The following is a 14,892-nucleotide window of genomic DNA, read 5'->3' as shown; positions in this document are numbered from 1 at the left end:
CAGCTGCGGTGATAAATGAAAGTAAAAGAGAAATCAATAATAGAATCAGAAAATATACATAAAATAGAACCCTTATTTATTAGATATTTAACTATAATAAGTGCTTTGGCTTTTATATTTCTATTTGTATTTTTCTTTGGTACTCATAGACTTAATGATGAATACAATATGGTAAATGTTTGGAGTAAAAAAAGTGATTCATTAGATTCGCCATCGCATGATGAAAATTTTTATATAGACGGCATATTCAAACATAACTTTTTTACAAAGCCTGAAGGTATAATTCATTATTTTGATTTTAATGGAGATACAATATACAGCACTAATTTATCAAGAGGCGAACTAGCAACTTTAAATAATCAGAATTTTATCATATATAAAAGATATGGAAATTATATAGATGCATATAATAATATGGGCGGAATTATATGGCGTACCAATACTTCAATTTATCCTGAAATAGCTCCTTATGCTGAAAGAATAATATATCATTCAAGCGACAATTCAAAAATACAAATGTTTGATTTTAATAATAATCCTCTTAGCAGACATATACAATATGGAGAGATAATAACTGACGGAGCTTTTGCTTTGTATACAGGCGATTATATAGCGGGTTTTTCAAGCGGAGATATAGCATATATAAATAGAAACGGAGAATTATCTTTTTCAATATCTAGTATTCTTAGTGAAATAAATATAGTAAAGTCTGTGGCAATAAGCGAATACGGAAGTTTTGCTTTAGCAGTAAGCGGAATAAGACCTGAATACATAACTCTTTATGATGCTTCCGGTAATACTATATGGTATTCGGATACGGGACTTAATAGAAGAAGACATGTATCTAGTTATATAAGTGAAAAATCAATGACAGCTTTTATGCTTGCTGACAGGGATATTATATTGTATTCTTTAAATAAAGGTAATGAAATAAAAAGAATTAATTTAGAAAAATATAATATGCAGAATGCAATCAATATGAAATTAAATTCTGAAACTAATTCTACTATTATGAGTATATCTAAAGATGCAAAAAGTGTAGTTTTAATATACGATAATCATACTAAAGAGATTGTATTTGAAAAATATTTAGACGGCTGGGTATACAATCTTGATATATCAAATTTAGAAAATGAATATATGATTGTAACAGACAGAATGATTTATACATACAAGAGGGTTAAGCTATGAAAAAATATATATTATTATTATTTATAATATCTTCATTTTTATTTGCAAGAGTTCCTATAGATCCTAACAGAATAAGGGTAACAAGTACATTCGGAGAGTTCAGAACGGATCATTTTCATAACGGAGTTGATTTCGGCGGACATAAAATGGAAATATATCCTGTCAAAGACGGAGAGATAGTTTATTATATTGATGAAGATGAAGATCCTACAAGACCTCTTTACGGTGTTGGAAATGTACTTATGATAGAACACCCTGATAATTTAAGAAGTTATTATTATCATATAGAACCGGGTAGTATAGAAAAATCCTATGCTAAAGTAACAGAAAAAGATGTGGTAGCTCTCACAGGCAACAGCGGAAGATCCGGAGGAGCACATTTACATTTAACTATAGAAAACATGAAAGAGGGATTAGTAGTAGATCCATTAGAATATTTAAGTATAGATAAAGGATCAACTCAAGCACCATTAATTCATGGTATATATTTAAGAACTGAAAACAGACTTATACAGATAAAAGATAAAATGCCTATGAGTTATAATGGAGAAATAAAATTATTTGTTAAAGCTTATGATTTATTAGGCGGAATACCTATGGGGCTTAAAAGAGTAAAAATATTTATGAATGATGATTTAGTAAGAGATTATGATTTTACATATTTTATAAAAAGAGACAATGTATATTATATATCTCCGAATTATACTTTTGAAGAAGTGTACGGAGTAGATTCGCATTTTTATAGGGGCGGCGTTTTTGTTCCTAAAAGAGGAAAATATACATTTAAAGCTGAAGTTACTGACTTTGATAATAAAACTGTAGTATTGACTAGAACTGTTAATTTTTATTAATAATCAAAAATGAATTTTAAATTGGAATCAAATTTTAAGCCTTCAGGAGATCAAATAACTGCAATAGATTCTCTAGTTAAAGGGCTTGAAAATAAAAATAAATATCAAACTCTGCTTGGAGTTACAGCTAGCGGGAAAACTTTTACAATAGCAAATGTAATAGAAAAAGCTAATAGACCAACATTAGTAATGTCTCATAATAAAACTTTGGCAGCTCAGCTTTATAGGGAGCTTAAAGATTTTTTTCCTAATAATGCTGTTGAGTATTTTGTTTCATACTATGACTATTATCAGCCTGAAGCTTATGTACCGGCTAAAGATTTGTATATTGATAAAGATGCTTCTGTTAATGATGAAATTGACAGATTAAGACTTAAAGCAACCACATCGCTTCTTGAGAGGAGAGATGTTATAATTGTTGCTTCTGTTTCTTGTATATACGGATTGGGTTCTCCTGAAGATTATAGAAAACTTTATATAGCAATAGAAAAAGACGGAGAATATGACAGAGATGAGATAATCGAAAAATTAGTATCTATTCAATATGAAAGAGTTAAAGATGTGCTTGAGAGAGCAAGATTTAAAGTTATAGGCGATACTATAGAAATAATGAGTGCTTATTCTGATGAGGTTATCAGAGTAGAATTTTTTGGTGATACTGTTGAGCGTATAATAAAAATCAATCCCATAACAAGACAAAAATTAGCAGAACAAGACAGAGTTGTAATATATCCTGCAAAACACTTTGTTACAGGAGGCGATAAGTTGGCTGCAGGTATAAAATTAATAGAAGAAGAACTTGAAGAGCAGTATAATAAATTTAAATCCGAAGGAAAATTGGTAGAGGCAGAAAGAATATACGGAAGAACAAAATATGATTTGGAAATGCTTAGAGAGGTTGGATATTGTGCAGGAATAGAAAATTATTCGCGTCCTTTATCTGGAAGAAAAGAAGGAGACAGACCTGCTTGTTTGATAGACTATTTTCCTAAAGACTTTTTAACTATTATAGATGAGTCGCATGTAAGTGTGCCTCAGATTAGAGGAATGTTTTTTGGAGATAGAAGCAGAAAAGAGACTCTAGTAAAGTACGGTTTCAGACTTCCTTCAGCTCTTGATAACAGACCTTTATTTTTTGAAGAATTTGAAAAACTTACTAATGATACAATATATATTAGTGCCACTCCTGCAGAATATGAATTAAAGAAAAGCAGTCAGGTTGTAGAGCAGATAATTCGTCCTACAGGCTTGCTTGATCCTATAATTGAAGTATATCCTATTGACGGACAGATTGATAGAATACTAGAAGAAATAAAGAAAACTATATCAAATAATGAAAGAATATTTATAACAACACTTACAAAAAAAATGGCTGAAGACCTTACAAAATATTTAAATGAAAACGGAGTAAGAACTCGTTATCTTCATTCAGATATTCAGACAGTTGAACGCGTTGAAATTATAAGAGATTTAAGGCTTGGGGCATTTGATGTGCTTGTTGGAATAAATCTTTTGAGAGAGGGGCTTGATGTACCTGAAGTTTCTTTGATATTAATACTTGATGCTGACAAAACAGGTTTTTTAAGAAATACAACTACTTTAATACAGACTATAGGACGCGCCGCAAGAAATGCAAACGGCAGAGTTATAATGTTTGCTGATACTATAAGCGATGCTATGAAAGTTGCGATTGATGAAACAGAGAGAAGAAGAAAAATACAGATGGAGTACAATAAAGAGCATAATATTACTCCTAAAACAATCATAAAAAAAATACAGGATATAATAGAAAGAGAAGAGAAAGTTGAAACATCTTATGAGCTTCATTTCGATTTCAGACGATTTAATGAAAGAGTAAAAATAGATCCTGAACAGAAAAGCGATGATTATATAAAAGAGCTTGAAAAAGAGATGAAAAAAGCATCAGACAGCTTAGAATTTGAAAAAGCTATTGAGATAAGAGAAAAAATTAATCAATTAAAACAATTAAAGCCGCAAAAGAAAAATATACATAAGAATATAACTTCTAAAAATCCGAATGGAAAAAGAAAAAATAATTAATATAAGTAAACTCAATACTTCAAAATATATTTAGACTAATTTTATATTTATATTTTTTATAAGTTTATAATGCATTTGCTTTATAAAAACAATTATAAATTTTACACTATAGTATTTTTATATAAAAATCAAATAAAAAATTCTGTGCTGTCATCTGATGAATATATTAAAGTAACATTTTCTCCATTATCTATATATGGAACATAAGCTATCTTTATATGCTCGCAATTTATATCATCTTTAATTTTTTCTATAACTTCATTTAATATAAGCCTAAAAGCAATATCAACATCTACAACTACAGAAAAGAAATTAATAACATATTTTCCTTTTATATTTTCAGTTTCACCAGCATTCCAAGAATTTAAAGAACCAACACCATTCCAACTCAAAACGGAATTTAAAACATTTCCTATTTTATTTAAAGCATCAGCATATTTTTCAGGCAGTTCATTTTCAAAATCTTCTGCTTCAAATTGCAAAATCAAATAATAGCAATCCTCATTATCAATTTTTTTATAATCATTATACTCTTTATAAAAATCATCTAAAAAAATTTTATATTCTCTTGGATTACCGCATTCATATTCTTTAACCTCTCCGCTGCTTCCAACTATTCCGGTATGCTTTACTATAGTTCCTTCATCTATCCAGCATTCAGCATAATACATAAATCCGTATTCTTCTTTATACAAAGTAACAATATTAGGCAGCTCCTCTAAATATGGACTCAAAGGCATTCCGTAAGAATCAAAAATTTCATCTGCAACTTTTTTATATTCAGAATCTTTATTAAACATTTTTCTAATTGAAAAAGTTTTATTGGTCTCTTCATTTTTAAATTCAGCTTCAATAGTATAATCAATACTGAATCTTACAAATGTTAATTTTGACTTTTCTTCATCTTTTAACTTTTCTTTTACATCTTTTAATTCTTCTAAAGATTGCTTTATTAATTCTTTATCTAACTTTGATATAGCAGCTTCATTCATTAAAAATATACCGTCTGTCAAATCATCATCAAAATAAAACTTAAAACTACAATAAGGATTATCAGCTTCCCAATCTATAGGATTAATAATATCTTTAATAGCCTGCAATTTTTCTCTATCGCATAATATATAAGCTATAGCATTTAATTTCTCTTCTCCATAATCGAGACCTTTAAGTAAATTTTTATCGCTTTCTTCATTGATATAATGATATTCTAATGCTTCTATAGAATAATAATTTTCTATCTCTTCAGCCTGTCTTAAAAACTCATAATCACACGGTACAATTTCCAATCCCTTATTATTAGCTTTCACAGCACCTTCTTTATTTCCGAAATGAAGTCTTAATTTAGCAAGTTCAAGCCAGCCCCAAGGATAATCAGGCTCTTCAATAACACCCTCTTCAGCATATTTTAAAGCCTCATCTAATTTACCGCAATATATAAGAGCAACAGTATATCTATAGTACCAAGTTCCGCATCCTTTGGCATTCTTCTCAGAGTATTTCATAAACTCTTTAGCCATATAATAATGTTCATAATCGCCTATATTATTGCAGGCATAAGAATACCATAATGCTATATCTAAATCCTCTTTAGCCTTTTCTAATGTAAACTTATTTTCTTTTACACCGTTTTCAATAAACTCTTGCAAATAATTAAGCATTTTATAAAAATATCCGCCGCTATCTGTATTAAATGATTCTAATGTTTTTATATCTTCATTATTAAGTAAGCCCATCTCATTCTCCGTATTATTTCTATATTATGATTTATATAACAAATATTATCCTATAACTGTGCCGTTTTCACATTCCTCTTTTGCAGTTAATAATACAACTTCACCATTATCTTTGACAGCACCTAAAACCAAGCATTCTGAGAAAAAATTGGCTATCTGTTTTTTGGGAAAATTAACTACAGCAATTATTCGTCTTCCTATCAAATCTTCTTTTTTATATAATTTTGTTATTTGTGCTGATGATACTTTTATACCCAATTTACCGAAATCAATTTTTAATTTATAAGCAGGTCTTTTAGCTTTTGGAAAATCTTCTGCTTCTATTATAGTACCTGTTCTGATATCCAATGCCAAAAAATTATCAAAATTAGATTCCGGCTTTATTTCATCTTTAATGTCCATTTTTAATCTCCAAAACATTTTTATATATTTTATGATATTAATAAAAATTTTAAAGTGCATTTTTTATATGCTTATAATATTTTATTGCAATATACCAATACTATGTATACTAAAAAATTGACATAAACTAAAAATTAATATATCATATTAAAAATATATGGAGGCTGATGAGTCCCGGTGGGCTCCGCGCTCTTCAAAAGCGTTGGACGCTATAGCAGCGTTGGCAGGTTCAACTCCTGCCTCTTCCGATAAGAATATCATTTCATTTTTTATTACGGACATTAATTATGAATAATAAATTTAATCTAATACAAACTAATGCAGTATTAGAAGATGAATCCATAAAACCATATCATAAAATTATTTCTCGTCCAATAGCAGCAGATATTATTAGAGAAACTTTAGAGGAATTAAGAAAAGAAATAAGATATAATAATGCATCATTCAGCAAAGAAGATATAATAAAAATATGTGAAAACAAAATAAGAGAAGAATCGAATCTCATAATGAAAAAGGTTATAAATGCCACAGGAACAATTATGCATACTAATTTAGGGCGTTCTCCTATAGATGCAGAAATCTGGGATAGTGTAAGAGAATTGAATATAAACAGCAGCAATCTTGAATATAATATTAATAATGAATCAAGGGGAATAAGAGGAGATTTTGTTCATTCTCTTTTAAATAAATTAACAGGAGCAGAAGCCTCTTTGGTAGTTAATAATAATGCAGCTTCAGTATTTTTGATATTAAAGGCATTAGCATCTGATAAAGAAGTCATAGTTTCGAGAGGAGAGCAAGTACAAATTGGCGGAGGATTCAGAATACCTGATATACTAAAAGAAGCATCATCAAAACTTATAGAAGTCGGTACTACAAATATAGCGGATATTAAAGATTATGAAGATGCCTTAACAGAAGATACTGCTATGATATTAAAAGTACATACTTCAAATTTTAAAATAAGAGGCTTCGTAAAATCTCCTTCATTAAAAAAATTGAGAGAAGCTATAGCAGAAAATATACCTATAGTATATGATGAGGGATCTGGAATACTTGATGAGAGCTTATCTCAAGAAGAACATGTAAAATCTGCATTAAAAAGCGGTGCTGATTTAGTATGCTTTTCAGGCGATAAAATGCTTTCAAGTGTGCAGGCTGGTATTATAGTAGGAAAGAAAAAATATATAGAAAAAATATCGAAACACCCTCTTATGAGAACTTTCAGATGCGGAAAGACTGTATTATCAATATTAGAAAAAAGCCTTATAAAAAGATTGAATGCTGAAGGCAATTTCAAAGGATACTGTGAAACTTTATTGAGTATAGATAAAGAAATAATAAAACAAAAGGCTTTAAATATTATAGAAAATATTGACGGCTTTGAAGTTGTTGAAGAAGATATAGAAACAGGAGGCGGTGCTATGCCTGATACTTTTTATCCGTCTTATGCAATAAGCTTTAAGCCTAAAGATATAAAGTCCGTAATAAAGTTTATGCATAATTTAGATGTGCCTATTATACCAAAAGTAAAAAAGGATTCTGTGATTATATATGTAATAACTATAAATGATGAAGATATAAATTATATAAAAGAAGTTTTAATACAAATAAAAGATAATTATTTTTAAAGTGAGTTAGCTAGTAATAAATAAAAAACCAATATAATTCTTGGTATAAAGTATTATGTGTTTTCTGATTATTTATAATAAGGAGATAAAATAGATATATGAAAAAGGGCTTTATTTTAATAACTTTGATATTTATTAATATCGTTAGCTGTAATGACAGTAAAAATAAAAAAGATGTGTATAGTTCAGAAATTAATAATTCAGTAACTAACAATATGGAAACCAATTATATAATTGATAATACTTCTAATGATAATAAAAATATTTTAGAAACTAATAATTTATATATAGATGATATTTATGACGGATATGCATCTAATGAAGATGACATATATGAATTACTTACAAAATTAAATGAATATGAATTAATTGCTATTGAAGAACTTGAATCTGTAAAAGATACAGCTTCTTTAGATGCTTGGCAGTCAGTATATGCTGAGGAATCTCCATTAATATTTGCATGTCAATATTTTCCTACAGAAGAAAAGGCCATTGAATTGATTTCTTACGGAGCAGATATAGATAAACGTGCTGATTATGGATATACTCCATTAATGGAGGCTTCTTCTAGGGGATATTTAAAACTTGTAAAAGAATTAATAAAAAATGGTGCTGATGTTAATATAATGCTTCATGAACAAACCGATGCTTTATCATGTGCGGTATATTCTACTAATAAAAACAGTACAAAAATAGTTGAGGAATTGCTAAATGCTGGTGCTGTTGCTTACAGAGATTATCCTCTTCCAGATAGCGAAGATGAAACACTAACTATAATAGATAAGTTCTTTGATTACTATAGTTGTGATGCAGAAAAGTTTAAACTTCTTGCAGAGGCTGGTGCTGATATTGAAAACTCTTATTATGGTATACCAGTAATAGCTAAGGCTGTTGAAAATGATTGTATTGATATAGTAAAATATTTAGTATCTAAAGGTATTGATCCTGCTATGAATTATACGGATTATAGAAATATAGAATTTTCATTGCTTAATAAAACATTTAATAATAAAACTACTAATATAGCTGAATATTTAATAAAGAATGGAGCGAGTGTAAATTCTAAAAGTACAATGGATCCTTACAGCAAAGAAACTCAAAACTTAATATTTACCGCTATTGAAGAAGATAATATAGAATTGGTAAAATTACTTATAGAATATGGAGCAGATACTTCAGCAGTAAACAAAGAAGGTAAAACTATTTTTGATATAGCTAAAGAAAAAGGTTATAATGAAATAGAGCAGCTTAAAAAATAGTAAAAATAAGAATTGTTTTTAAGTTATAAATTATTAACTTATAACTGATGAAATAAGTTTTTAGTTATTTATATGCGAGTTTATCACTAGTAATAATAAAATATATGATAATAAAAAAAGTGAGCTAGCCATACAATGGTACAGATGTGTGAATAAATTTATTTATTTGCTATTTATAGGCGTAGGCGACCAAGTAGGCACCCTTACAGGTGACATAGCAATAATAGGAGTTTCATAGTATGAATAGAATTATAGGGACAGCAGGGCATGTTGACCATGGTAAATCAGAATTAATTAAAGCACTTACAGGTATTGCTATGATGCGTTTACCAGAGGAAAAGAAAAGAGAGATGACCATAGATTTAGGTTTTGGATTTTTTAAGCCTAATGATGATATTACAATAGGTGTAATAGATGTTCCCGGACATGAACGATTCATAAGAAACATGGTTGCTGGTATGTGGAGCTTGGATTTGGTTATGCTGGTTATTTGTGCCAGTGAAGGCTGGATGAATATGACAGAAGAACATGCTAAAGTGGCATTGTCGCTTGGTATAAGAAATGTTATATGTGTAATGAATAAAATTGATTTAGTTAATGAAGAGAAATTAAAAGAAAGCGAAGAGGATATTAAAAAGAATTTATATAGAATATTTAATAAGGATATAGAAATAGTAAAAGTTTCTGCATTAAATGGCACTAATATAGATTTATTAAAAGAAAGAATTACAGATATATTAATTAATGAGAAATACGAAGAAGATATAAAAACACATATTTATGTTGATAGAGTTTTTTCTATAAAAGGTGCTGGTCTTACCATTACTGGAAGTATTAGAGGAGGCAGTATAAAAAGAGATGATACTTTAATACATTATCCAAGCGGAAAAGAAATTTTAATAAGAAATATTCAGTCGTACCATGAAGATAAAGAAATTGTTTACTCTAATTCTAGAATAGCTATTAATATAAAAAATATAAAGAAAGAAGAAATAAGAAGAGGGCATTTATTATCTTGTAAGGAAGAAAAAATATTTTCAACAGATGAAATAATATTGGAATTAATAAATAAAGATGATATTCAATATTTAAAGAAAATAAAGAATGCTGAATTTGCTGTAGGAACTGAATGCTTAATTGCACAAATAATACCTATTTATAAAACATATTCAAATGATAAAACGGATAAAAATAATAAAGAAATAGATAATAGATTTATAAGATTAAAATTTAGTGAGCCTATATCAGTATTTTGGAAAGAAAGAGGAATATTAATAAGCCAAGGCGGAAGCAGTATAATAGCAGTAGGCAATATATTTTGGGGAGAAAAAACTACTCCTTTTATTAGAAAAAGAATTATTGATAATGCAGACTTTTTTTTAGGAGAAGTAAAAAGAGAAAAATATAATGATTTATTTATGTCGGTTAATGGTTATTGTGAAGCTAAGGGAGAGATTCCTGATTATTCTATTAAAATTTCAAATTTTTTTGTTAAAAAGGATTATTTAAATAGTTCATTAGAAAAATTAAAAAATCTAATAGAAAATAAAAAAGATGGTATAAGTTTTGAAGATATAAGAAATTATTTAAATATTAATAATTCATTTACAAAAGTATTTATATCATATTCAGTTGAAAATAAAATAATAATGCCTTTTAATAACATATACAAAAAATATAGCGAAAACATTGATTTGAATAATTCTCAGAAATTATTATTAGAAAAATTAAAAAAAGAAGATTTAAACGGATTAGATGAGAAAATTATAAAAACATTTACTAATGGAATGAAAGATATAAAAGTATTATCCTTATCAAAAAAAGCTATGTATCTTGATGACGGTATATATTATCATATAGATGTTTATAATAGAATAAAAAAACTTGTTATGCAAAATACAAAAACTAATGATATAATAACTATAGCATCCGTACGAGATAAGACAGGACTTTCAAGAAAATATGTGCTTCCTATATTAAATGCATTAGAAAGAGAAAAATTAGTAAGAAAAGAAGGAAATGAAAGAATCGTACTTTAATATTTATTGATTTATTTTACAATCCCACCCTATAGGCTTTCTGTTTTTTATAGAATTATAATATTATTTTTCTTTTAAATTATAAACTCATATTTTAGCTGCCCGCCAAATTTTTTTAAATTTATGATATATACTTCGCACGGTGAATAAGATTATGAATATAGCTTAATTAATAATTGCAATTTAAATTATAAACTAAGATTTTATTTAACGTGCGTTAAAGAGAGCAAAATATATAATAAAAATTTGCATGTGAATAAATTAAAAAGTATGGCTTTAAAATAAAAAACAAATAATGCATATATAACATTATTTGTTTTTATTTTAACTTATTTTATTTTCGCTATAAATATATCCTCTATTTTTTCAACACTTTCTATTGCTTTAATTATAGAATTAATATTAACATCTTTAAGAACAAACATGAAATTTCCATTTCTTTCTACGCTTTTTTCAATATTAATATCATAAAAAGCTTCATTGAATGCAAGCAGATTATTATTATTTGATTTAAATCTTACATAAAAAGTTTCATTTTTTTCTTTGAAATCTTTTACTTTAAGCTCTTTATTTTCTTCTACAAAACCAAGTATTGGTATTCTAAGCTCATCAGTAATCAAACTATTTCTAGCCAAAGTAACAGCATCAGAAACTATAGCACTGCTTGTAGGTCTTCCTCCAGCACCTGAACCATAGAATACAGTATCACCAGAACGATCTCCTACTACAGTTATTGCATTAAATGCATAATCAACTTTAGAAAGCATATTCTTATCATTAAGTAATGTAGGTATAACATATATATAAGCATTATCATTATTATCTAATGCAGCTTCCGCTATTAATTTAATAGTAAGTCCAAGCTCTGAAGCAAAAACAATATCATCTAATATAATATTTCTTATACCTCTTATAAATATCTTATCGAAATTTATAACACTGCAGAAAGCTATAGATGAAAGTATACATAATTTATGTGCTGTATCTATTCCGTCAATATCAAATGTAGGATCAGCTTCGGCATATCCTTTATCTTGAGCATCTTTAAGAACATCCTTAAAATCTAAATTATTCTTTGTCATATTAGTTAATATGTAATTACAAGTTCCATTTAATATTCCATAAACATTTTCCATTCTATCCGAAACTAAACTCTCTTTCATTGCCTTTATTATAGGTATAGCACCTGCGACAGAAGCCTCAAAAGCTATATCTGTTTTTCTATTTTTTATAAGTTCTCCAAAACAATTAGCAAGCAATGCTTTATTAGCTGTAACTACGGGTTTATTTGTCTTCATAAGAAGTTCTTTTGCTGTATCCATTCCGCCAAGCACTTCTATAACTATATCAATATCATTATCATTTAAAATATCATTTAAATCTTTCGTTTTTATTTCTATTTTATCTAAAAATTTATCATCTTTTACTTTATCAATATTTCTGCTAAAAATGGTTTTAATGGTTAATTTTATTCCGGTTCTTTTTTCCATTATAGAATTATTTTCTATAATAGTTTTTACTGTGTCTTTTCCAACATGTCCATATCCTGCAACTGCAACTTTAAATTCTTTTTTCTTTTCCATTTTTAACTCCTTAAAATTTAATTTAAATTTGTTTTAATAAAATTAACCTTAAAATTATTACAAAAGTTAGTAATATTATATTTTTATGATTTCTAAAAATGATATTACTGTATTAAGTTATATTGTAACATCTATTAAAAAATTTACAATATATATTATGACTTTTAATTATTTAATATCAATATATATTTTCTTAAATTTAATAAATAGCAATGTTGTCAATTCATATATAAGGCTGCTTTTTTGTTTGTATAGAAACAACATCTCTGCCAAGTAGATATGTTGACTATGGCAAAATAAGTTTGGTGAGGAATAATTGTATTATCCTAATTAAATCTAAATCTAATAAATCAAATAATTAATTTTAAATCTATGGTATTTTGATAATATGTCATTGACTGAAATTTTATGCTGTGATAAAATATATAAACTATTTTTTTGGAGATTTATTTTATGGTTAAATTATTAAAATATGCAATTTTTTCTATAGTTATATTTATATTCTCTATTTCTTGCGGCGGAGGAAATTCTAAATATGAAGAAGGAGTATTGAGACTCAATGTAGGACCAGAGCCTCAAACAATAGATCCAACATTGAATTCAGCTATAGACGGAAGTATGTATATAATTCATGCTTTTGAAGGGCTTGCTAATAAGGATAAGGACGGTAGTATAGTAGGAGGAGTTGCTGAAAGCTGGGATATTAGTGATAACGGAACTAAATATGTATTTCATATTAGAAGTAATGCTAAATGGTCAGATGGAAAGCCCGTAACAGCAAATGATTTTGTTTATAGTTGGAGAAGAGCAACAGATCCAAAAACAGCTGCTAATTATAGTTATCAGATGGAGCCTTTAAAAAATGCCAAAAAGATTACAGCAGGAGAAATGCCTGTAGATTCATTGGGAGTTACAGCTTTAGATGATAATACTTTAGAAGTAACATTGGAAGCTCCTACACCATATTTTGATCAGCTTATGGCTTATCCTGTTTATTTTCCTTTAAGAGAGGATATTATAGAAGCTAATCCTGATACTTGGACTATGAATCCTGAAACTTATATAGGAAATGGTCCTTTCAAAATGACTGAAAGATCTATTGATGACAGAATAGTTATGGAAGTTAATACTAATTATTGGAATGTTTCAGTTATAGTGCCTAAAAAGTTAGTATTTGTTCTAATGGATAATGGAACTTCAGTAGTAGCCGGCATTAAAGAAGGTTCTATATATTTTTCTGACAGAGTTCCTACTCAGGATATGGATTCTTTAAAAGAAGAAGGATATTTACAAATAAAACCATATTTGGCTCTTTATTATTATAGTTTGAATAATACTAATGAAGTTTTAAAAGATGTAAGAGTTCGTAAAGCATTATCTTTGGCTATAGATAGAAATTATATAGTAGAGCAGGTTACAAGAGGCGGACAGATACCAGCAGCAGGACTTGTGCCGGGATTGATATCAGATATTAATGGTAGTTTCAGAACTAATGGAGGTGATTATTACAGTGTAAAACCAGAAGATTATACAAAAAATGTAGAAGAAGCTAAAAAATTATTGGCAGAAGCAGGATATCCTGATGGTCAAGGATTTCCGGTATTAGATTTTAAGACTAATCCTGGAGAACATACTTCTATATTTGAAGCTGTTCAGCAGATGTGGAAAAATAATTTAGGAATAGACAGTACAATATCAAGTGAGGAATGGGCAGTATTTCAGCAGACTCGTTTGGATAAGTCTTATGTAGTTGCTAGAAATGCTTGGGTTGGAGATTATGATGATCCTATGACATTTTTAGGTATGTTCTTAAGTCATAGTGCTCAAAATGTGGAAGGTTATAATAACCCTCAGTATGATGCATTATTAGCTCAGGCTTCTTCTATAGGTGATAATAATGTAAGAATGCCTATACTTCATAAAGCAGAGGATTTATTTATGTCTGAAATGCCTATTATACCTCTATATTTCTATACTTTACCTGTACTTGTTAATCCTAATTTGAAAGATGTGCAGTATGATGTTTTAGGTAAACATAAATTTTTCTATGCTTATTTAGAAAATGATAAAAATTAAATATTGATTATATTTTATTATTTATAAAACAAGGGAGAAAAAATCCCTTGTTTTTTATTGTATATT

The 14,892-nt window shown here is 27.9% G+C and carries 10 protein-coding genes and 1 tRNA gene; 8 read left to right on the top strand and 3 right to left on the bottom strand.

The window, feature by feature from the left end; translation table 11 throughout:
• The first annotated feature begins 15 nt into the window (after positions 1-15).
• Genes BFL38_RS10920 through uvrB form a run of 3 tightly spaced genes read left to right on the top strand, consistent with a single transcriptional unit; the run spans position 16 to position 4,103 of the window.
• Positions 16-1,191, top strand: a complete 1,176-nt coding sequence (locus tag BFL38_RS10920; protein ID WP_069727069.1) for a TP_0783 family beta-propeller protein — start codon at positions 16-18, stop codon at positions 1,189-1,191.
• Positions 1,188-2,042, top strand: a complete 855-nt coding sequence (locus BFL38_RS10915) for a M23 family metallopeptidase (protein WP_069727068.1) — start codon at positions 1,188-1,190, stop codon at positions 2,040-2,042. The genes BFL38_RS10920 and BFL38_RS10915 overlap by 4 nt, the downstream gene beginning before the upstream one ends.
• A 9-nt stretch (positions 2,043-2,051) precedes the next feature.
• Positions 2,052-4,103 (top strand): excinuclease ABC subunit UvrB, encoded by a 2,052-nt coding sequence (gene uvrB, locus BFL38_RS10910; RefSeq protein WP_069727067.1) that lies wholly within the window; start codon positions 2,052-2,054, stop codon positions 4,101-4,103.
• Between the two features lie 128 nt (positions 4,104-4,231).
• On the opposite strand, the gene BFL38_RS10905 is transcribed toward uvrB, so the two are convergent.
• Together BFL38_RS10905 and BFL38_RS10900 are read right to left on the bottom strand one after the other, a co-directional pair.
• Positions 4,232-5,836: a tetratricopeptide repeat protein gene (locus BFL38_RS10905; RefSeq protein ID WP_069727066.1), complete on the bottom strand. Its 1,605-nt coding sequence runs from the start codon at positions 5,834-5,836 to the stop codon at positions 4,232-4,234.
• Between the two features lie 45 nt (positions 5,837-5,881).
• Positions 5,882-6,238 (bottom strand): tRNA-binding protein, encoded by a 357-nt coding sequence (locus BFL38_RS10900; protein ID WP_069727065.1) that lies wholly within the window; start codon positions 6,236-6,238, stop codon positions 5,882-5,884.
• 159 nt (positions 6,239-6,397) lie between these two features.
• Between BFL38_RS10900 and BFL38_RS15195 the strand changes: the two genes are divergently transcribed.
• The 4 genes from BFL38_RS15195 (at position 6,398) to selB (ending at position 11,167) form a co-directional block, all read left to right on the top strand.
• Positions 6,398-6,487 (top strand) — tRNA-Sec (locus tag BFL38_RS15195).
• Between the two features lie 38 nt (positions 6,488-6,525).
• Positions 6,526-7,869 carry an L-seryl-tRNA(Sec) selenium transferase gene (gene selA / locus BFL38_RS10895; RefSeq protein WP_069727064.1) on the top strand — a complete coding sequence of 448 codons (1,344 nt, stop codon included), beginning with the start codon at positions 6,526-6,528 and terminating at the stop codon, positions 7,867-7,869.
• 98 nt (positions 7,870-7,967) lie between these two features.
• A complete protein-coding gene (locus tag BFL38_RS10890; RefSeq protein ID WP_069727063.1) occupies positions 7,968-9,128 on the top strand; it encodes an ankyrin repeat domain-containing protein in 1,161 nt (386 codons plus the stop codon).
• Between the two features lie 239 nt (positions 9,129-9,367).
• A complete protein-coding gene (gene selB / locus BFL38_RS10885; RefSeq protein ID WP_069727062.1) occupies positions 9,368-11,167 on the top strand; it encodes a selenocysteine-specific translation elongation factor in 1,800 nt (599 codons plus the stop codon).
• Between the two features lie 329 nt (positions 11,168-11,496).
• Here selB and BFL38_RS10880 read toward each other — a convergent pair whose 3' ends face one another.
• On the bottom strand, positions 11,497-12,750 hold the full coding sequence (locus BFL38_RS10880; RefSeq protein ID WP_069727061.1) for a homoserine dehydrogenase: 1,254 nt from the start codon (positions 12,748-12,750) through the stop codon (positions 11,497-11,499).
• A gap of 453 nt (positions 12,751-13,203) precedes the next feature.
• On the opposite strand from BFL38_RS10880, the gene BFL38_RS10875 reads away from it, so the two are divergent.
• Positions 13,204-14,826 carry a peptide ABC transporter substrate-binding protein gene (locus BFL38_RS10875; protein ID WP_069727060.1) on the top strand — a complete coding sequence of 541 codons (1,623 nt, stop codon included), beginning with the start codon at positions 13,204-13,206 and terminating at the stop codon, positions 14,824-14,826.
• Positions 14,827-14,892 lie beyond the last annotated feature (66 nt).

Source organism: Brachyspira hampsonii, assembly GCF_001746205.1.
Classification (GTDB): Bacteria; Spirochaetota; Brachyspiria; order Brachyspirales; family Brachyspiraceae; genus Brachyspira; species Brachyspira hampsonii_B.
The sequence above is the reverse complement of the archived record's forward strand: the minus strand, read 5'-3'. Positions and strand labels throughout refer to the sequence as shown.

What these genes read in the sequence shown, in the direction of transcription:
- BFL38_RS10920 (WP_069727069.1), top strand. Translation starts at nt 16, where the DNA reads ATGAAAGTAAAAGAGAAATCAATAATAGAATCAGAAAATATACATAAA.
- BFL38_RS10915 (WP_069727068.1), top strand. Translation starts at nt 1,188, where the DNA reads ATGAAAAAATATATATTATTATTATTTATAATATCTTCATTTTTATTT.
- uvrB (WP_069727067.1), top strand. Translation starts at nt 2,052, where the DNA reads ATGAATTTTAAATTGGAATCAAATTTTAAGCCTTCAGGAGATCAAATA.
- BFL38_RS10905 (WP_069727066.1), bottom strand. Translation starts at nt 5,836, where the DNA reads ATGGGCTTACTTAATAATGAAGATATAAAAACATTAGAATCATTTAAT.
- BFL38_RS10900 (WP_069727065.1), bottom strand. Translation starts at nt 6,238, where the DNA reads ATGGACATTAAAGATGAAATAAAGCCGGAATCTAATTTTGATAATTTT.
- selA (WP_069727064.1), top strand. Translation starts at nt 6,526, where the DNA reads ATGAATAATAAATTTAATCTAATACAAACTAATGCAGTATTAGAAGAT.
- BFL38_RS10890 (WP_069727063.1), top strand. Translation starts at nt 7,968, where the DNA reads ATGAAAAAGGGCTTTATTTTAATAACTTTGATATTTATTAATATCGTT.
- selB (WP_069727062.1), top strand. Translation starts at nt 9,368, where the DNA reads ATGAATAGAATTATAGGGACAGCAGGGCATGTTGACCATGGTAAATCA.
- BFL38_RS10880 (WP_069727061.1), bottom strand. Translation starts at nt 12,750, where the DNA reads ATGGAAAAGAAAAAAGAATTTAAAGTTGCAGTTGCAGGATATGGACAT.
- BFL38_RS10875 (WP_069727060.1), top strand. Translation starts at nt 13,204, where the DNA reads ATGGTTAAATTATTAAAATATGCAATTTTTTCTATAGTTATATTTATA.